The sequence below is a fragment of the Seonamhaeicola sp. ML3 genome, from assembly GCF_023273855.1.
Taxonomy (GTDB): Bacteria; Bacteroidota; Bacteroidia; order Flavobacteriales; family Flavobacteriaceae; genus Seonamhaeicola.
In genome coordinates this window covers 786,122-803,911 of record NZ_CP096884.1, presented here as the reverse complement: position 1 = coordinate 803,911, position 17,790 = coordinate 786,122, and the positions used below count along the sequence as shown (strand labels likewise).

Here is a 17,790-nt window from a genome sequence, read left to right as displayed (position 1 = left end):
AGTAAATTGATTGGAATTCAATAAATTCTTAATTTGTTGAAAACCAATAGAAATGAAACAGCTTTTTAGAGTACTTTCCTTAGCCATTACGTTATCTTCAATTTTAATCTTAAGTTGTGGTGATAAGAAGCCCAAAGAACCTATTGCTGTTTACACAGTTGATGCTTTAACCAACAAAGAATATACTATAGAGGCAGCCGATTTTCCAAAAGCTGAGAATCCAACCTTAACCTTAAAACGAGGAGAGACTTATAAATTTATTGTAAAAGCTTTTGGACACCCATTCTTCATAAAAACAGAAAAGATTCAAGGTGCTGTGAGTACTTTTGATGAAGGTGTAACCAATAACGGCGCTAATGATTCAGAACTTTTATTTACTGTACCAAAAGATGCGCCAGATGTATTGTATTATGTTTGTAAATACCATAAAATGATGTCTGGCGAACTTAAGATTATTGATTAGGGTTTTTGCCGGCCTTATGTTTTTGAGAATACACTACATTTGTAGCGTAACCTAAAACATGCGCTACCGTGTCCAATTTTCCTTTAGCAACTAATCCGCCCAAAACAGATATTACACTTATTCAAAACAATATAGTTGAAACTGCCATCGAACTTTCTAGGCAAAGTCCCCGTAAACGTATTATTTCACCACTACATAAAGAAGCATCAGATACTTTACATAGAATGATTAATGTTGTGCAACCAGGTAGCTATATAAGACCTCATAGTCATGAAATGGATCAAAAAGCAGAATCCATAATTGTATTACAAGGTGGCATTTGTTTTATGGCATTTAATACAGAAGGAGAAATCACATCCCATCATAAGTTATATGCTGGTTCAGAGGTTTTTGGGGTAGATATAGAGCCACATGTTATTCATGCTTTCTATGCCTTAGAAGCGGATACAGTTTTGTTTGAGGTAAAACCTGGCCCTTATGTTAAAAAGCAAGACAAAGGATTTGCAAGTTGGTCTCCAGAAGAAAATACACCCGAAGCAACACTATACTTGAACAATTTGATTGAGGCTACAAAGGAGGGATAGTCTAAACTTAAAAACGTATTTAAACTCGAGGTGCAAGCGATTTAAAGAATACATACCCAAAACCTGCAAATAACATGGCGTGAAAAGGAAACAAACCAAAATCTCCCCCTTGATCACCAACTATAAAAGCACTATACATACCAAAACCAAAATAAAGCATAAGTGCCCCTTCGAAAATAACATGAATTGAAGGTTTCTTTTTAATATACTTATTGCTTTTCCAAGAATCTTTAAGATTATTAATATTGAATTTAGGCGTACGGATAAAGGCGCTCTTTTTTCCAAGATGTCCTTCTAAAACAGCAATTGAGTTGTGGAGTGAGAATCCCATAGCAATGGAGAAAAACATGAAAAACATGCCAATATAACCAAAGAAGTTTTTAATGCCTCTTCCATAAATATTTTTGTACATCACCCAATAGCATATAAAGAATATCACCGTACTCATAACAAAGAAACTCATGACTAAGAAGTAATCTTTTAAATGGGCATATTCATTTTTTATGTACAGCATTGGGATACTTAAAACCGCAACAACGAGAATATTTAAAAACATAGTACTGTTAAGCAAATGCAATAATCCATGTACTTTGGTTTTAGCCGAAATATTTTTGCTCTTAATAACGCGCCATAGCATTTTTCTAAAATTCTCGGCACCGCCTTTGTTCCATCTAAATTGTTGAGAGCGTGCAGCGCTTATAACCACGGGTAATTCTGCAGGTGTTTCCACATTCTCGAGATACTTGAATTTCCAGTTTTTTAGCTGTGCTCTGTAGCTAAGGTCTAAATCTTCTGTTAGGGTATCTCCTTCCCAGTTCCCAGCGTCTATAATACATTGTTTTCGCCAAATACCAGCCGTGCCATTAAAATTGATAAAATGACCTTTACTGTTTCGCCCAACTTGTTCGAGCGTAAAATGAGCATCTAAGGCGAAAGCTTGTATTTTTGTGAGTAAAGAGTAATTTCTATTGATATGACCCCAGCGTGTTTGAACCACACCTATGGCTTCATTTTTAAAATAAGGAACCGTTAATTTTAACCAATCTGGTTTTGGTAAAAAATCGGAGTCGAAGATGGCAATAAATTCGCCTTTTGCTATTTCTAACCCTTCTTTTAGAGCGCCAGCTTTAAAGCCAACCCTATTTACTCTAGTAATGTGTTTAATATCGAGTCCCGTTTTTTGGAGTTCGCTTATATGAGCTGCGGTTGATTTAACCGTTTCATCGGTAGAGTCGTCAAGTACTTGAATCTCCAATTTGTTTGTTGGATAATCTATTTTAGCAATGTTATCCAACAAACGTTCCATAACGTACATTTCGTTATATACAGGTAACTGTATAGTTACAAAGGGAACTTCCTCGGGCTTATCTAAATCGAATTTAGGGTCGTTATCTTTTCGTTTAGCAGACACATAATTGAACAATAAATTCAATTGTGCCAGAGCATACAAGAAAATCAGCAAAATTGCCAAAGAGTAGATAACAATAACGATAGTTTCTATAATCATTATTTAAAGCTGTATTTAAAGATCCAACCCAATATTTTTATGCCTGCAAATATAGCACCTTTTACGGTACCTGAAACTTTAGAGACACCAATTCGGTTTCTGTAGTTCACGGGGACTTCCTTATAACGCAGTTTTTTCTTCAATGCTTTTAACTGCATTTCTACGGTCCAGCCATAGGTTTTGTCTTCCATTTCAAGGGCTAGGAGCTTATTGTATTTAATAGCTCTAAATGGGCCTAAATCTGTAAACTTTGATCCGAACATAAGTTTCATAAGAAAAGTAGCGAGCCAATTCCCGAAAATTTGAGGAAAGGTCATTGAGCCAGCTTCCCTTAGTTGTTTTACCCTTGCACCAATTACAAAGTCGAAATCATCGTCTATAATAGGTGAAACTATTTGCGTTAGTTCTTCGGGGAAATCTGAGTAATCCCCGTCTAGGAAAACGATAATATCTGGCTGGTCAGATTGATTCGCAATATAATCCATGCCTTTTAAGCAAGCATAGCCATATCCTTTACGTTTTTCAGTTAAAACCGTAGCCCCAGCATTACGCGCATTAATTTCGGTATCATCTGTGGAATTGTTACTAACAACAATAATTTCGTTAACTAATTTCGGAATATCCTTTATAACATAAGCGATAGAATCAGCTTCGTTATAAGCTGGGATAATAACCTTAATTTTGGGCATGACTATTTCTTAGGTTGCAAAAATACAATAAGTGATGAGGTTGTTCAAATTAAAGGTAAAAACAATATGTTTTACTTTTTGTTTACCAAATCCATTAAATCCACATCATTGCCTAAAAGTACTTGGTTTGCATCTATTCTGCCTTCTAAAGGACCGTTTTCTAACTTTAAAACACCTCTTGGGCAAACCGCAGAACATATTCCACAGCCTACACAACTAGCTCTTACTATATTTTCTCCCTTTTGAGCATACGAACGTACATCTATACCCATTTCGCAATATGTAGAACAATTACCGCAGGAAATACATTGTCCGCCATTTGTTGTTATTCTAAACTTCGAGAACAAACGCTGTTGGAGGCCTAAAATACCCGCCATTGGACAGCCCATTCGGCACCACACACGGTTGCCAAGAATAGGATAAAAGCCTGTACCTATAACCCCAGAAAATATAGAGCCTATTAAGAAACCGTAAAAACTACGCAGGCCAGCAGCTTCAAAAATGAATATTTTATTGTTAGCAGTACCAGAGAAATAGTGTATTCCAACTAACGCTAGTACAATAACTAAATATCCAATCGCGCCATAACGCGCATCCTTTTTCAACTCTTCTTTTTTAAAGTACCAGATTACTGCAAATAGTAAACCTAAAAATACAGCGACACCAATTAAAAACTTATCCTTTGTTAACCAGTATTTTTCGGAGTCGTAACCTAAATAGGTGCTAATTACCGCTGTAGTCATCACCACCGAAAACACAAGAACAGAGTGGATTACCCAGCGTTCTACTTTCCATGCAAATACACTTTTGTCGCTTAATTGCCTGAAAGAGTCTCCGGCTGTTTCAGCTAAGCCACCACATCCACACACCCAAGAGCAGTACCAACGTTTTCCGTACTTATAAGTTAAAAACGGAGAGATTACAAATACAGTGAGTATCCCAAAGATTAAAAATGCCAAACCTATATTGCCCGCATTAATAAACTGATCAACACGCCAGCCATCGAAAGCATAATAGTTTAATGGCCACATGTTCTTTAAATCATTATAGGGTAGTGAAAATGTATCGCTATTTAATCTTGCCATTAACTCCGGAATAATAAAGGCAAAAGCAGTTTGAAAAAACATAACGCTTACAGTTCGTAATTGTTCGTAGCGGTTATGTTTATACTTCCAGATAAATTTGATGCCGAAAGCTAATATGGCAACAGTATAAAGTGTACCATAAACAAACCATTGGCTGGCAGGATTACCGCTTAAAAATATACTCAAAGGGTCAAAAAGTACTATGAGTCCCGTGTTTCCATTTGGGTTTGCGCCTAAAAGACCTTCATAAAAGTAGAGGATTACATAAAAACCTGTTAAAGAAATACCTGCTACCCATCCCCAAAAACCTCTGCTGGAAATACTTTTAAACCAAACACCGTGGTTTTTAATACCTTTTAGTTTGTCATTATACAAACCTTTCGAAAACAAAAGAATGCCACCAGCTAGGGCAACAAGGGCTATTGTAAGCCAAAGCGCTTTGTTTTCAAGATTGCCAAAAAGTGAATATGTTAATATGCCCAAGCCACCTAAACCTATTATGGTGCCTAGTTTTTGCAAAGGGTTTAAATAGTCTGAAGCATCTCCCGTAAGAGACATGTTACGTTGTATAGTTGCCATGTTATGCTGTAATAAGATTGTTTTTAAATGCGTTTAAAATGTCTGTTTCGTAATGCTTGAAGAACTCGGGGTCAAAATTTGCCTTAGCCAAATTTTGCATTACAAAATCTACGTCACGTTCTTCTGTGAGCCACTTATCGAAAACTTCATGGCGCATGCGTATACCAAAGGTGTTAATGCCCAAGAATTTATTACTTCTGGTGTCGTAACATACCGTGATGCATTTGGTGTCGTCTTTATGTTTCCAATGAAAATGTGCTTCGTTTTCTCTAGGTTTCGAAAACACCCAACCATAGGTTTGGTATTCTATATCGAAAAATTTAGCCGAATTAAACCAATGTCCGGGTTTGTAGGCAATGCGATTACCACAAATGGTTTGAGCTACAGTTTCTCCCATCATTCTTCCTGTGTACCAAACCGCTTCAATGGGTCTACGTTGGTCAATGCCTTCATGTTGTTCGGCACAATCGCCAATGGCATAGACATCAGGAATGTTGGTTTCTAAATAGCGGTTTACCTTAACACCTCTACCAGTTTCAATTTCAGAATCTTTTATAAAACCAATGTTGGGTGATACCCCAGCGGTCAATCCCACAACATCACAAGGTATTTCTTCGCCAGTTTCTGCAATAACTATAGATTTAGCTTTACCGTTTTCATCGGCCTTAATTTCTTTGAGGTTAACCCCCAAGCGTAAGTCTATATGGTGGTTTTTAATATGTCTGTTAATCATAGCGCTTTCACCTTCGGGTAAAACACCATTCCAAAAGCTGTTTTCGCGCACTAAGAAGGTAACAGGGATGCCTCTGGAACTTAACATCTCTGCCAATTCTATACCTATTAATCCGCCACCAACAATTACACCTCTTTTACACACTTTGTTGTTTGGCGCGTACCTTTCCAGATTTTCTAGATCTTGCTTATGATACATGCCTGTAACACCATCCAAATCCTGTCCGGGCCATCCAAATTTATTGGGTTTGCTTCCTGTAGCGATTATTAATTTATCGTAATTTAAGGTGTCGCCTTCAGCAAAATGAAGTGTTTTAGTAGTAGTTTCTATTTGCTTTACGTACCCTTTTTTTAGTTCAATTCTGTTTTTCTTCCAGAACCATTTTTCGTAAGGTTGGGTGTGTTCGAATTTCATGTGTCCCATGTAAATATACATGAGTGCAGTACGAGAAAAAAAGTAATCGGTCTCTGCGGAAACTATTGTTATTTTTTTATCTGAAAGCTTTCTTATATGCCTAGCAGCAGTAACTCCAGAAATGCCGTTTCCTATTATGACAATGTGTTCCATTTTTATAAATTAGTTGGTTATGGGTCGTAAATAAAGATAATAACTTAATGTGATTTAGTTAATTAGAATCGATTCAAATTAACTTTAGTTTGTAAGGAAGTGAGCTTAGTTAAGACGGCGAAATCTTTTTGAAAAATGTGTAATTAGTTAAAATCTCGTTCGACAGAGGTGTTGTTACTTTGAAAATTTAAAACGAAAAAAATGAAAAAAATATTAATACTATTAGTTGCTTTTACTTGGGTTACAGGAAGTGCCCAATCCATCGATGTCTTTTTTGAAAAAGCCGATGTGTTCTTTAACACTTATGTTAGTAATGGCAAGGTCGCTTATGATGCTTTACATAAAGATCCTTCAAAATTAAATGACGTACTTAAAGTTGCTGAAGGTATTTCTGTAGCAAAAAGCGATGCTGAAAATTATCAGGCGTTTTGGATAAATGCTTACAATTTATCTGTAATTAAAGGACTTATCGATAATTATCCGACAAATTCCCCTTTAGATAATAGTGGCTTTTTTGATAAAACTACCCATAATATAGCTGGTAAGAACATTACCCTTAATGATATAGAGCATAAACTTTTACGCGCTCAGTTTAACGATGCACGCTTTCATTTTGTTTTGGTCTGTGGGGCTGTGGGGTGTCCACCATTAATTAATAAGGCTTACTTGCCAGATACCTTGAACGCTCAGTTAGACACGCAAACAAAAAAAGCCATTAATGGTAGTTTTATAGTAGTGAATACAAAGAAAAAACGTGTTCAGGTTTCTCAGATTATGGAATGGTACAAAGGCGATTTTACAATGAATGGAGGCGACGAAATCGACTTTATAAATACATATAGAACAGAAAAATTAGAAGGGAAATACAAGCTAAGTTACTTTCCTTACGATTGGAAAATAAATAAACAATAACAAGATTAATACAACATATTTCAGTATAGTTCCGAAATAAAATTTACAAACTAAAAATCAACAAGAAAGATGAAAAAAACAATAACATTAGCACTATTAACAGCACTATCATTTACTGGTTTTGCTCAAGAAGACGAAGAATCTCAAGGAAGTGTTATTCAAACTTATACGCCCTCTAAGCTTTTAAAGAAAGGGCAATGGGATATAAAATTCTTTAATAGTATCTACACTCAAACTGAGCAAACAGATGGGGGTAGTGAATCTCAAAAAATAGCAAGACAAAGTTTTTTTACAAATACAACGGAGATATTTACTGGGGTAAGTGATAATGCTAGAGTGAATGTTGGTTTAATTTTTCAAATAAGGTCAAATACATTAGGAGGACAATCCGTTTTTGAAGTTTTTGACTTTAAGGATAATGGAAATGATAGAAGGTCTGGTTTAACAACTCTAGCTCCTTCGATCAGAGTTCAACCTTTTAGAGATGTGCCAAATTTCTCATTTACAAGTTCGTTTTATATTCCAGTATTTAAGGATAAGGCAGATACCGTGGCTGATGGCATAAATTCTTATTTAGATTTTAGAAGTTATGCTTGGGAAACTAAATTCTTCTATGATAAAACATTTGGAGGTAATAATTGGCAATTGTTTACCGAGATTGATTTCAAATATAATTTTGGAGAAAAAAGCTCTGAGGCTAGCGCTAACGAAAACAGAACTGAAAGATTTGCGAATAATAGCCTTGGAGTTCCTTTAAGTGCTTTTTTAAGTTATTTTCCTTCATCTAAGTCTACTGTGTTTATTAATACTCAACAAGTATTTTTGGTTGATTTAGGGAATGATTTTGCACAGAACTCTACAGCTTTTGGTTTTGGTGGGAAATATCAACTAACAGATGTGTTAAATGTAGAGGCGTCTTTTAATAAAATTGTAAGGGGCCATAATTTCCAAGGGTTAGGCCAAACTTTTAGCCTAGGTTTAAGAGCACTGTTTTAACAATAAACACTAAATTAGGAGTTTAAAAGCTAAGGTATGAAGCATTTTAAACTCCTTTTTTTTGTGTGCTTATGTTGTTCCTGTAATGCACAAACTCAAAAAATAAATGGGGTAAGTTTTGTAGCATCGAGAGCAAAAATAACTACTGCACATGTAAAACCGGTAACTGCAATAAATGTCAATTATGCGGCAGTTATGCCTTTTGGATTTATAAGAGATTTAAAACACCCAGAAATAGTCTACAACACACAGCGCCAATGGTTTGGTGAAACGGCTCAAGGGGTAAAGCAATATGTGGCAGAGTTACGGAAACAGCACCTTAAAATAATGTTGAAACCTCAAATTTGGGTTTGGCGAGGTGAGTTTACAGGATTTATTGAAATGCAAAATGAAACCGATTGGAAACAACTTGAAGATTCGTATTCTAAATTTATTTTGGACTATGCTATGTTAGGGCAGCAATTAAATGTCGACATACTCTGCATAGGCACCGAGTTGGAGCGATTTATTGCTAATAGGCCTGCTTATTGGTTCGATTTAATTAAAAAAATAAAAGCCATTTACAACGGAAAACTTACTTATGCAGCGAATTGGGACGAGTTTAAACGTACTCCTTTTTGGGGCGCACTAGATTTCGTTGGGATAGATGCCTATTTTCCGGTTAGTAATAGTAAAACGCCAACACTAGAAGAATGTTTGAAAGGTTGGAAACCGCACTTAATTTCTATTAAAAAGAATTTTGAAAACTATGGTAAACCTATATTGTTTACAGAATTTGGATACCGAAGTGTAGATTTTGCGGGTAAAGAACCATGGCGAAGCGATAGGTCCATGACAGAGGTAAACCTAAAAGCTCAGTATAATGCCACAGAAGCCTTGTTTGAAACTTTTTGGAAAGAGGAATGGTTTGCTGGTGGTTTTGTATGGAAATGGTTTCATAACCACGAAACGGCCGGAGGTGAAAATAATTCAAGGTTTACACCACAAAACAAACCTACAGAAGCCCTGATAAAAAAATATTATGATTAGAATAAAGAAGTTGTTGTTGACTTTAGTGTCGTTTTTAATATTGGTTTCCTGTCTGGAAGACGATAGTGCACTTATAGCTTTTGATAATGAAACTATTTTAGCAGATTTTATTGCAGATAAAACTTTTGTGAATAACCAAGTAATCGCTTGTGCTGCCAGTGACAACGAAAAGTTAGACATCAATAATGTTTATTTCTACCCAGAAGAAGGGTCGGCAGATTTTAGACTGTATCAATCTTGGGCAGACGACGGAGATGATTTTTCTACCTACCAATTTGTTCCTCTTAATTCAGAACCTTTCTTTCAGGGTGCTTTAAAGGTATTTAAGTTGCGTTCTGATTGTAAATGGACAGTAGTGATTTTTGAGAAGGAAGGTAAAACAGAAATTTCTACTCCTATTAGAATGAAAATGGCATTTCAGCCAACAATTTGGACTTCAGATTTAACAATAGACCAGTCTAATACGTTGATGCCACGTTTTTCTTGGAGTACACTTTCAGAAGAAAATAATGCTATCTTTTTTCAGGTTTTGGCAACAGAAGCACTTGAACTACTATCTGGGACTTATACACAGGACAACCATTTTCAATATTATAATCTGGATAATGTCGTTTTGAATGTAACTCCAAGGACACCACCAGACTTAGTTAAGGGAGAAACTTATATCTTTACACTCATGGACGTGAGTCTGGATAATTGGGTAAACCATGTCATTGTTTCACCTTTTACAGTCGAATAATGAAAATAAAATTGTTGCTATGCATGTTGCTGTTTGCTTTTTTCTCGGTAGGAGCACAGCAAAAGCGCATATCAGATCTTAAAGTTCAAGGAAACAAGAAAATAAAATCATCCTTCATAAAGAAATTGGCTTCTCTAAAATCTGGCGATGCTTTAGATTCCTTAAAAATTGAAGAAGATATTAAGCTCATAAAGCGATTACCTTCTGTTTCTCATGCGTATTACCAAGTGTTTCCTTCGGAAGATGGTGGTTACAATATTTTCTACAACATTGAAGAGAATTTTACATTAATTCCATCTGTTAATTTTTATACTACAGATAACGACGAATTTGCATATAGGCTAGGGCTTTACGAGTTTAATGCCCTGGGTAGGAATATTATTTTTGGTGGGTTTTATCAAAAAGATGTTTTTGATTCTCATGCGCTTAACTTTAGGGCGCCTTTTTTATTTTCTAAGCATTTGGGGTTGGCCGTAAATTACCAAGATTTAACAACCTTAGAACCTGTTTTCTTTGAAGGTGAAACAGCGCAATACCGCTACAACAATAAAAGCTATGAGGTTCTGGGACTTTATCGCTTCGATTTTCATAACAGATTAGAGTTGGGGGTAAACTATTTTACCGAAGATTATCGCTACAGAGGAGAAAACATCAACAACAGACCAGAACTTAATGTACACAAATGGTTGGTTAAAGGTATTTACGAGCATAATAATCTAAACTACGATTATCAATATGTTTCTGGGTTTAGAAGTACGTTTAATTTTCAATACGTAACATCTACCAATGCGGCACTCCCCGATTTTTTTATAGGGTGGAACGATTTCTTCTATTTTGCGAGGGTAGGAGATAAAGGAAATTGGGCTAATAGATTACGAATGGGCTTGTCCTCTAACGACGATACGCCCTTTGCTCCTTTTTCTGTAGATAACAACTTGAATATTAGAGGCGTTGGAAATACCATCGATAGAGGAACAGGGGTTATTGTTCTAAATTCTGAGTACAGACATACCCTTTACGAGAAGGATTGGTTTGTTTTACAAGGTAATGCTTTTATAGATGCGGGTACATGGCGCAATCCGGGAGGGGATTTCGGGGATTTTAGTAGGGCAGATAATGTAAAGATATATCCCGGTTTGGGGCTTCGTTTTATAAACAAAAAAATATACAATGCTATTTTTAGAATAGATTATGGTTACGGTATTTCTGAAAATGCCACCAAAGGTTTTGTGTTTGGTATTGGGCAGTATTTTTAAGTTTTATTTAGGGTGAAAAAGTTAAGTTTTATACTAATAGGTTTTATTCTTTTGAATACTTGTAAAGGGGAGGATAGATTTCGGTATAGGGTAATAGATTTAAAAGAAGCTGTTTCTGAGAGGAGGGAATCTATAATCTTAGATAGCTCCTTCGGACAAAATAAAACACCTTCGAAATTAGAAGAAAATGATATAATTATAATTGAAAATAAATTACTTATTAGCATTAAGCAATATAACGAGAAAGTTGTTTATGATGATAAAATTGATATCAACGATTACAGGTTTTTTATTATTCCTTTTTTGAATAATCAAAACGAGCGGTGTGTTCTCGTATATGCCTATTGTTTTGACAGTGATGAAGACGAATGGTGGTCCCTGAATGAATGGTATGCAGTTAGAGATGGTGGAAATTGTTACTTTAGGTTAGGGTTCAGTATCAAAGGAAATTCTGTGAGTACAATTTTGCCCAACGGAAGAGCGTAGACTTTTTTATGTTAAACTTAACTTGCAAATCCTTTTCTATTCTAATATTCCGTTTTAGTTTAGCACAAAATTATTTTTTTGATGACGCGTACAATAGCAATTGGTGATATCCACGGCGGTTTAAAGGCCTTAGTTCAAGTTTTAAATAAGGTTGAGGTTAAAGACAATGACAAATTAATTTTTGTTGGCGATTATGTAGATGGTTGGAGCGAAGCTGCTCAGGTCATTCAGTTTTTAATGGAGTTGTCTAAAACTATTGATTGTACTTTTATTAAAGGAAACCACGATGTTTGGGCAGAAGAATGGTTAAGGAGTGGCGAGGTACACCCAACATGGTACATGCATGGCGGTAAAGAAACTATGGAAAGTTATGAGGGGTTTTCTAATGCCGATAAAGCAAGTCACTTGGCCTTTTTTGAAAGCATGCTAATGTATCATATCGATGACCAAAACCGTTTGTTCTTGCATGCTGGTTTCACCTCAATGCATGGTGTTGAAAGGGAAGTTTTTCAACAAACGCTTTATTTTGACAGAACACTTTGGGAAATGGCTTTAACTATGGATAAGCGTATCGAAAAAAACTCAGAGTTATACCCAAAGCGATTAAAGCACTACAACGAAATTTACATAGGCCATACACCAACTACAAATTTTAATTCTGCAGTCCCTATGAATGCAGTAAACGTTTGGAATATTGATACTGGAGCCGCTTTTAAAGGAAAAGTGTGCGCTATGAATATTGATACCAAAGAGTTTTGGCAGAGTGATAATCTGCCATCGCTTTATCCAAATGAAACGGGACGGAATAAATAAGTTACGCTGTCATTCTGAATTTATTTCAGAATCTCAACTGCATTTTTCTAGTTTAAGAGAACCTGAAACGAGTTCAGGTTGACAAAAACTGCTTTTAGATAAATGTATTGTGGTCAACTCTTCCGAAAACAAAGAAATAACTTAGGGTTTATTTACTCAATACTCTTAAAATCTCTAATGGCCTGATTAGGTTCTATGACATTGTAGCCTTCCCAAAATGTAGGGTCGTAAGCAGGTAAATAGGTTGGAATAACGTTGGGTTTTTCTTGAAAGGCATCATAGTCATTGCTTGTTGTTGCACTGCTTTCGAATACTACAAGCTCTTTTTTAGTAACGTTAGACATTACAAAATGTAAATCTGTAGATAGCTCGTTCTGTTTACGCCTACCCCTTACGTTTTTGTTTTTCTCTATAACCTTTAAAGGCCTTTTTATCCCGAAATCATTTCCGGTTTCCGATTCAGCGTATTTTAAGGTGTAGATATTTGTTTCTTCGTTCTTGGCATAAATAAAGGTACCTTTGTGGAGCTTTTCTTGATACGAAATACCCAAAAGTTTAAAGTTTTTTAGAGCTTTTACATTTTGGAAATCTACCCTAACAATAGCAAAATTATCGGTGCTAATATATAGTGTGCCTTTATAATCTGCACTGCGTTTTGGCTCGTAACTTATCTTGTAAACAAAATCACCGTTTAAGAACATATAATCTAAAATCTCGAACTTGTATTTGTTGGGTTTGTCCAGAAAATTTAGATGAGAATCCTCAAAAATAAAACTGCTTTTTTCTAGGCGGGCAATGGTGTTTTTTCTGTGCTTCAAAAAGTTCTTTTTACGTTTTTCTTCTTTTTTTCTCTGTTCTTCTACAAACGCATCTGTTTTTTCTTTTTCCTTTTTGGCATCTGCACTATCAAACAGAGATGAATCTATATCTTCCTTTGTTCCAAAAATACCTGACTTTATCTTAAAATAAGAATCTCTTTTTACGTGTTTTCTGAATATGGTATTGAAACGTTCTTCAAGTCCATCAAAAGAAACTTCTTTTTTCTTGTCGTACAAATGAGATGCCTTTATAATGTCTAGTTTATGTTTTTCTTCTGGGTTGGTCTTTGTGTAAAGTGTACCCAATAGTTCGGTATAATCGTCTGCTTCTTTGGGCATAATAGCCATGATGCTATCCATAAATTGCTGGTTAAATTCTGGGATAGTACTTTCTTTTACTTTAATACTGTTTTTGGTTATGTGATTAAAATAAGATTCGCGATAGAACAATTTACTTTTGTTGTAGTTAAAATGATAATTCGCAGAGAGATTTTCGTGTGCTTTTTCAATTATTTCCTCTGCACTATAGTTTTTGTTAGAAACCAGAACTTCATCTAGCTCGATGGATTTCGGACTTAGCAAAATAATACTATCTCTAAAATGTAAAGCGGGTATCTGTTTAGTGTTGTAGCCAAGACAGCTTATAGAAAGTGAATCTTCTTTCGAGGGAAGATTTTTTAAATACATTTGAAAGTCCCCATTGGAATTACTGATTACACCAGATTTTTTTCCGTAGCTAATCGTTGCAAATGGAATAGGTTTGCGTGTAGTGGAATCTGTTATTTTGGCACTAATGGATTGTTGAGAAAAGGAATACGTTGCTGTAATAATGCAAACGATTGTGACTAAAATTGATTTCATGTTTTTTGATTTGACGATGAAAATAAATCATTACAAAAACACGACCGATTAATTAACTTTTTGTTACAACAGTTTTATCATTTTTTAACAAGAACGTACTTTAAGTAGTATTTATTTAACGTTTGGGCGTCTGCACCCAGTAGTCTTCTCAAGTGAATATTCCAATAATGATATTGTAATTTACACATACCCCTAGTTTTGTAGCGTCTAGATGAGGTGATTAGCCATTCCTGAATAACTACAAATTGTTTTCGTTTATACAATTTAGCAATAAGGTCGTTGTCTTCGTAGATTTTAAAATCTTCATTAAATCCACCTATACTGTTGAATAGCGCTGTTGTTATAAACTGACTTTGGTCGCCTCCTCGTGCAATTCTCCAAGAAAATTGAGTGAACCATCCCGCTAGTTTAAGCCACCAGTGATTAGTGTTAAATTTCATTTTAAAACACCCTGCGAGATTCCCTTTGTCAATTTCATTGAGTATTAAGGTATCGAAGTGTTTTGGAGGCAAAGAGTCTGCGTGTAAAAAATACAGAACACTCCCAGAAGCTTGTCTTGCGCCAAGATTCATCTGTTTCGCTCGCCCTCTTGGTGAGTTTATGAGCGTGGCTTCCTTGAACGACCTAGCTAACGCAACTGTGTTGTCGTTGCTGCCACCATCTACAACAATAATCTCTTTAATGTTTCTTTTAGAAGTATTAGCGATTAGGTGTTCGAGAAGAGTCTCAATATGGTCTTCTTCATTTAAAGTAGGTATAATGATAGAAATCTTATTCATTTAAGTTCCAGTTGTAATCTTTAAAAGTTCTTTTTGTAGAGCTGTATATGGTGTTGTCTGAATATGTGTTCAAGAACTCAACCAATGTGCTATCTCCATTTTGAAAGTCTTTTGAAAACCATTTAAATATTTTTGATAGCTCTATAGGGTCTTTGGAAAGGTCGTTTTTAGTACTGTCGGCAATAAAACGCCTCGTCATGGTGGTGAGTTGTTCTTCGAGAGATTCTGGAGTATAAGCCTGGTTTAGGAGAATAGGACAAGATATAGAAGCGCAATTTATAGCAAAATGAATTCTGGGCTCATCCATTTTGCGTAAAATTTCATGCTCAATTTCATCTAAATTGTACCATTTGTTGCCTAATTTCCAATACCGTTGTTTCCATGGGTTTTTAATGTCTTTTATACTTTCTAGAGGATAATGTCTCAGAATTAAATCGATGGTAAAAGCGTTGTAGGCATTTATCCAGTATGCTAATTTCTGGGTTTTGGGCCATTCGCTGTTTGGGAGATTATTTCCTAGAAGTTTGATGTATTCGTTTAATTTGGTTTTATCTTTTTTAAAACCCTTATAATTAACATGACCTTTATCCGAAACGTGTTTTGCCAGAAGGCCGTTCCAAGAATCATGACTGATTTTTTCTGGGAAGTATAAAGTCGTTTCGTGTTCTACTATGGGCTCTTCATAGGTTTCAATAGTTTGGTTTTGTTGGCTAATAATTAATGAATCTTTTGAAGATACTGTTTGCGATGCCTCTTTTTCCAGAAGCTCATTACCATTCTTTTCTATATTTTGGGGTTTTTGAGAAGTGTTTGAAGCAACTTTTTTTGTGCCAACACACGATGTTAATACGAGACATATACCAAAGAGATATGCTATTTTCATAACTTGTAGATTAATGGTTAGGTTAGTCTTTGTATTGGGGTATTACTTACTTAATGTGATAAGAATTAGTTCAACTATTACAATAACTTTAATTATAACAATTAAAAAAGGGCTTAAAAAAGCCCTTTTTGTTTATAGTATTTTAACAACATCCGCCACCATCGTAATGAAAGGTGGATTCACTAATAAAAATATCGTCTCTACCTAATGCGGCCAGATTACCAGCTGTTTTGTCGCAAACAGCTAAAGGTTGATTTTTTAAGAGAATATGTCCGGCATTGTCGTCTACATAATCATCATAACCAAAATAGATAGCAGCTTTACCTGTAAAGATACAAGGACCGTCTTCGGGCATAGGGTCTTTGATCGCAGCTACTTCAATAGACTCTATGTAGATTAGCTCTTCGGTTTCGTAATGTTTAGGGCTTAAAATACGATAGGGTTTTCTCGCTCTAATTTCAATGGTACCAAAGCCAGCATCGGTAAGCATCTTAACGTATTCTTTAATGGGTAAGCTACCGCTGAGGCATAAAGCTCTTAACCTGTCGTCATTTCTGAGAGCTTCACTCATGGGTTGTTCGCAGGTTGGGTCGCTCATTACTAAACGTCCGTGAGGTTTCAAGACGCGATACATTTCAGCTATGGCCTTTTTTAAATCTTCTTCCTTAAATATGTTGAACAAACAATTTTGAGCAGCAACATCAATGCTATTGTCTTCAACAGGAAGGTTTAAGGCATCTCCTTTTCTTAAGTCGACAAATTCGCTTTTAAACCAAGGGTTTTGTGCTTCGGCTTCTTTAAAGTTTTTTCTAGAGGCTTCTAACATTTCATCGACCACATCTATCCCAATTACACCACTTTTTTCACGATTGAAATAAGAAAACTGTAAAAGTTCCATTCCACCACCAACGCCTACATATAGCATTTTAGGATTATTGGATAAATCTCTGGCGTGTACCGTAGAGCCACAACCATAATTCATTTCCTGCATGATTTTCGGGATTTTTAAACCCGGTAATTCCCAAATAGGATTAGTGGTGCAGCACAGTCCAACATCTGGTATTAATGCCGCTTCTTTGTAAACGTCTTTTGTGGTCTCTAAGTAGTTGCTCATATTTTTTATTTCTTTGTCATTGCGAGGAATGAAATGACGTGTTAATCTCGTTGAAGAGATTCCTTCACGTTACTCGGAATGACGTTATAATGTTTTAATCAATTCTTTAAATAAGGTTATCATATTAGGTTCTGCCTTGGTGGCACTAGCTATGATATCTTCAATGTTTATAGGTTCAAGGTTGTCTGGGTCGCATTCATCTGTTAAAACTGACACTGCAGCCACTTTTAAATTTAAATGATTAGCGACAATCACTTCTGGAACAGTACTCATACCTACAGCATCTGCCCCAATTAATTTTAGCATTCTATATTCTGCCCGAGTTTCCAGCTGAGGGCCGAGAACAGAAACATAAACTCCTTTGTGTAATTTTATGTTGTTTTCTTGAGCAATAGACTCAAATTTAGAGTTTATTTCGGCATCATAGGGCGCACTCATATCGGTAAAACGTTCGCCAAATTGTTCCACACCTCTAAATGCTAAAGGTGATTTGCCTTGCAGGTTAATATGGTCATCGATGAGCATAAGCTCTGCTTTTTTGAAATCTAGATTTATAGCTCCGGCTGCATTAGACACTAAGAGCGTTTTTATTCCTAGCTTTTCCATAATTCTAACAGGAAACGTAACGTCTTGTAACGTGTAGCCTTCATATAAATGAAAACGGCCCTGCATTACAATTACTTTTTTTCCGCCTAATACACCATAAATAAGTTTTCCTTTATGAAACTCGACCGTTGCTGTTGGGAAATTTGGAATGTGGTTGTAGCTTACCTGTGTAATGATTTCTATGTCATTAACCAATTGTCCTAAACCTGTTCCTAAAATGATGCCCACCTCTGGGTTTTCAAACCCTTTTTCTTTAAGGTAGTCAACTGTTTCTTCAATATATTTTATCAT

General features: G+C 35.6%; 18 protein-coding genes. 9 read left to right on the top strand and 9 right to left on the bottom strand.

Annotation, left to right across the window (positions count from 1 at the left end; genetic code table 11):
- Positions 1 to 52: 52 nt before the first annotated feature.
- Entirely contained in the window at positions 53 to 463 is a 411-nt protein-coding gene (locus M0214_RS03730; RefSeq protein WP_248724129.1) for a hypothetical protein, read from the top strand.
- Between the two features lie 68 nt (positions 464 to 531).
- Complete coding sequence (locus tag M0214_RS03725) at positions 532 to 1,047, top strand: WbuC family cupin fold metalloprotein (protein WP_248724128.1); 516 nt, start codon at positions 532 to 534, stop codon at positions 1,045 to 1,047.
- A gap of 19 nt (positions 1,048 to 1,066) precedes the next feature.
- Here M0214_RS03725 and M0214_RS03720 read toward each other — a convergent pair whose 3' ends face one another.
- The 4 genes from M0214_RS03720 to M0214_RS03705 all read right to left on the bottom strand — a co-directional run bounded on the left by M0214_RS03720 (position 1,067) and on the right by M0214_RS03705 (position 6,207).
- Positions 1,067 to 2,554, bottom strand: a complete 1,488-nt coding sequence (locus tag M0214_RS03720) for a cellulose synthase family protein (protein WP_248724127.1) — start codon at positions 2,552 to 2,554, stop codon at positions 1,067 to 1,069.
- A complete protein-coding gene (locus M0214_RS03715) occupies positions 2,554 to 3,243 on the bottom strand; it encodes a glycosyltransferase family 2 protein (RefSeq protein WP_248724126.1) in 690 nt (229 codons plus the stop codon). The genes M0214_RS03720 and M0214_RS03715 overlap by 1 nt, the downstream gene beginning before the upstream one ends.
- 71 nt (positions 3,244 to 3,314) lie before the next feature.
- The gene (locus M0214_RS03710; protein WP_248724125.1) at positions 3,315 to 4,907 is read right to left on the bottom strand and encodes a 4Fe-4S dicluster domain-containing protein; all 1,593 of its coding nucleotides are present in this window, start codon (positions 4,905 to 4,907) and stop codon (positions 3,315 to 3,317) included.
- 1 nt (position 4,908) lies between these two features.
- Complete coding sequence (locus tag M0214_RS03705; RefSeq protein ID WP_248724124.1) at positions 4,909 to 6,207, bottom strand: NAD(P)/FAD-dependent oxidoreductase; 1,299 nt, start codon at positions 6,205 to 6,207, stop codon at positions 4,909 to 4,911.
- A gap of 201 nt (positions 6,208 to 6,408) precedes the next feature.
- On the opposite strand from M0214_RS03705, the gene M0214_RS03700 reads away from it, so the two are divergent.
- From M0214_RS03700 to M0214_RS03670, 7 genes are all read left to right on the top strand, one after another.
- Entirely contained in the window at positions 6,409 to 7,119 is a 711-nt protein-coding gene (locus M0214_RS03700; protein WP_248724123.1) for a DUF547 domain-containing protein, read from the top strand.
- A 69-nt stretch (positions 7,120 to 7,188) separates the two neighbouring features.
- On the top strand, positions 7,189 to 8,115 hold the full coding sequence (locus M0214_RS03695; protein WP_248724122.1) for a hypothetical protein: 927 nt from the start codon (positions 7,189 to 7,191) through the stop codon (positions 8,113 to 8,115).
- A gap of 36 nt (positions 8,116 to 8,151) precedes the next feature.
- A complete protein-coding gene (locus tag M0214_RS03690) occupies positions 8,152 to 9,144 on the top strand; it encodes a glycoside hydrolase (protein ID WP_248724121.1) in 993 nt (330 codons plus the stop codon).
- Positions 9,137 to 9,883 (top strand): hypothetical protein, encoded by a 747-nt coding sequence (locus M0214_RS03685; RefSeq protein ID WP_248724120.1) that lies wholly within the window; start codon positions 9,137 to 9,139, stop codon positions 9,881 to 9,883. The genes M0214_RS03690 and M0214_RS03685 overlap by 8 nt, the downstream gene beginning before the upstream one ends.
- On the top strand, positions 9,883 to 11,139 hold the full coding sequence (locus M0214_RS03680; RefSeq protein WP_248724119.1) for a POTRA domain-containing protein: 1,257 nt from the start codon (positions 9,883 to 9,885) through the stop codon (positions 11,137 to 11,139). The genes M0214_RS03685 and M0214_RS03680 overlap by 1 nt, the downstream gene beginning before the upstream one ends.
- 12 nt (positions 11,140 to 11,151) lie before the next feature.
- Positions 11,152 to 11,625 (top strand): hypothetical protein, encoded by a 474-nt coding sequence (locus M0214_RS03675; protein WP_248724118.1) that lies wholly within the window; start codon positions 11,152 to 11,154, stop codon positions 11,623 to 11,625.
- Positions 11,626 to 11,706: 81 nt separating this feature from the next.
- Entirely contained in the window at positions 11,707 to 12,438 is a 732-nt protein-coding gene (locus tag M0214_RS03670; protein WP_248724117.1) for a metallophosphoesterase family protein, read from the top strand.
- Between the two features lie 152 nt (positions 12,439 to 12,590).
- Here M0214_RS03670 and M0214_RS03665 read toward each other — a convergent pair whose 3' ends face one another.
- From M0214_RS03665 to M0214_RS03645, 5 genes are all read right to left on the bottom strand, one after another.
- Positions 12,591 to 14,117 (bottom strand): carboxypeptidase-like regulatory domain-containing protein, encoded by a 1,527-nt coding sequence (locus M0214_RS03665; RefSeq protein ID WP_248724116.1) that lies wholly within the window; start codon positions 14,115 to 14,117, stop codon positions 12,591 to 12,593.
- Positions 14,118 to 14,194: 77 nt separating this feature from the next.
- Complete coding sequence (locus tag M0214_RS03660) at positions 14,195 to 14,896, bottom strand: TIGR04283 family arsenosugar biosynthesis glycosyltransferase (protein WP_248724115.1); 702 nt, start codon at positions 14,894 to 14,896, stop codon at positions 14,195 to 14,197.
- Entirely contained in the window at positions 14,889 to 15,779 is an 891-nt protein-coding gene (locus tag M0214_RS03655; RefSeq protein WP_248724114.1) for a DUF547 domain-containing protein, read from the bottom strand. The genes M0214_RS03660 and M0214_RS03655 overlap by 8 nt, the downstream gene beginning before the upstream one ends.
- Before the next feature lie 142 nt (positions 15,780 to 15,921).
- Positions 15,922 to 16,893 (bottom strand): arsenosugar biosynthesis arsenite methyltransferase ArsM, encoded by a 972-nt coding sequence (gene arsM / locus M0214_RS03650; RefSeq protein WP_248724113.1) that lies wholly within the window; start codon positions 16,891 to 16,893, stop codon positions 15,922 to 15,924.
- 84 nt (positions 16,894 to 16,977) lie between these two features.
- Positions 16,978 to 17,790, bottom strand: a complete 813-nt coding sequence (locus M0214_RS03645) for a purine-nucleoside phosphorylase (protein WP_248724112.1) — start codon at positions 17,788 to 17,790, stop codon at positions 16,978 to 16,980.

Coding starts and splice junctions, on each gene's coding strand:
- M0214_RS03730 (WP_248724129.1), top strand. CDS start 53: ATGAAACAGCTTTTTAGAGTACTTTCCTTAGCCATTACGTTATCTTCA.
- M0214_RS03720 (WP_248724127.1), bottom strand. CDS start 2,554: ATGATTATAGAAACTATCGTTATTGTTATCTACTCTTTGGCAATTTTG.
- M0214_RS03715 (WP_248724126.1), bottom strand. CDS start 3,243: ATGCCCAAAATTAAGGTTATTATCCCAGCTTATAACGAAGCTGATTCT.
- M0214_RS03710 (WP_248724125.1), bottom strand. CDS start 4,907: ATGGCAACTATACAACGTAACATGTCTCTTACGGGAGATGCTTCAGAC.
- M0214_RS03705 (WP_248724124.1), bottom strand. CDS start 6,207: ATGGAACACATTGTCATAATAGGAAACGGCATTTCTGGAGTTACTGCT.
- M0214_RS03700 (WP_248724123.1), top strand. CDS start 6,409: ATGAAAAAAATATTAATACTATTAGTTGCTTTTACTTGGGTTACAGGA.
- M0214_RS03695 (WP_248724122.1), top strand. CDS start 7,189: ATGAAAAAAACAATAACATTAGCACTATTAACAGCACTATCATTTACT.
- M0214_RS03690 (WP_248724121.1), top strand. CDS start 8,152: ATGAAGCATTTTAAACTCCTTTTTTTTGTGTGCTTATGTTGTTCCTGT.
- M0214_RS03685 (WP_248724120.1), top strand. CDS start 9,137: ATGATTAGAATAAAGAAGTTGTTGTTGACTTTAGTGTCGTTTTTAATA.
- M0214_RS03680 (WP_248724119.1), top strand. CDS start 9,883: ATGAAAATAAAATTGTTGCTATGCATGTTGCTGTTTGCTTTTTTCTCG.
- M0214_RS03670 (WP_248724117.1), top strand. CDS start 11,707: ATGACGCGTACAATAGCAATTGGTGATATCCACGGCGGTTTAAAGGCC.
- M0214_RS03665 (WP_248724116.1), bottom strand. CDS start 14,117: ATGAAATCAATTTTAGTCACAATCGTTTGCATTATTACAGCAACGTAT.
- M0214_RS03660 (WP_248724115.1), bottom strand. CDS start 14,896: ATGAATAAGATTTCTATCATTATACCTACTTTAAATGAAGAAGACCAT.
- M0214_RS03655 (WP_248724114.1), bottom strand. CDS start 15,779: ATGAAAATAGCATATCTCTTTGGTATATGTCTCGTATTAACATCGTGT.
- arsM (WP_248724113.1), bottom strand. CDS start 16,893: ATGAGCAACTACTTAGAGACCACAAAAGACGTTTACAAAGAAGCGGCA.
- M0214_RS03645 (WP_248724112.1), bottom strand. CDS start 17,790: ATGATAAAATATATTGAAGAAACAGTTGACTACCTTAAAGAAAAAGGG.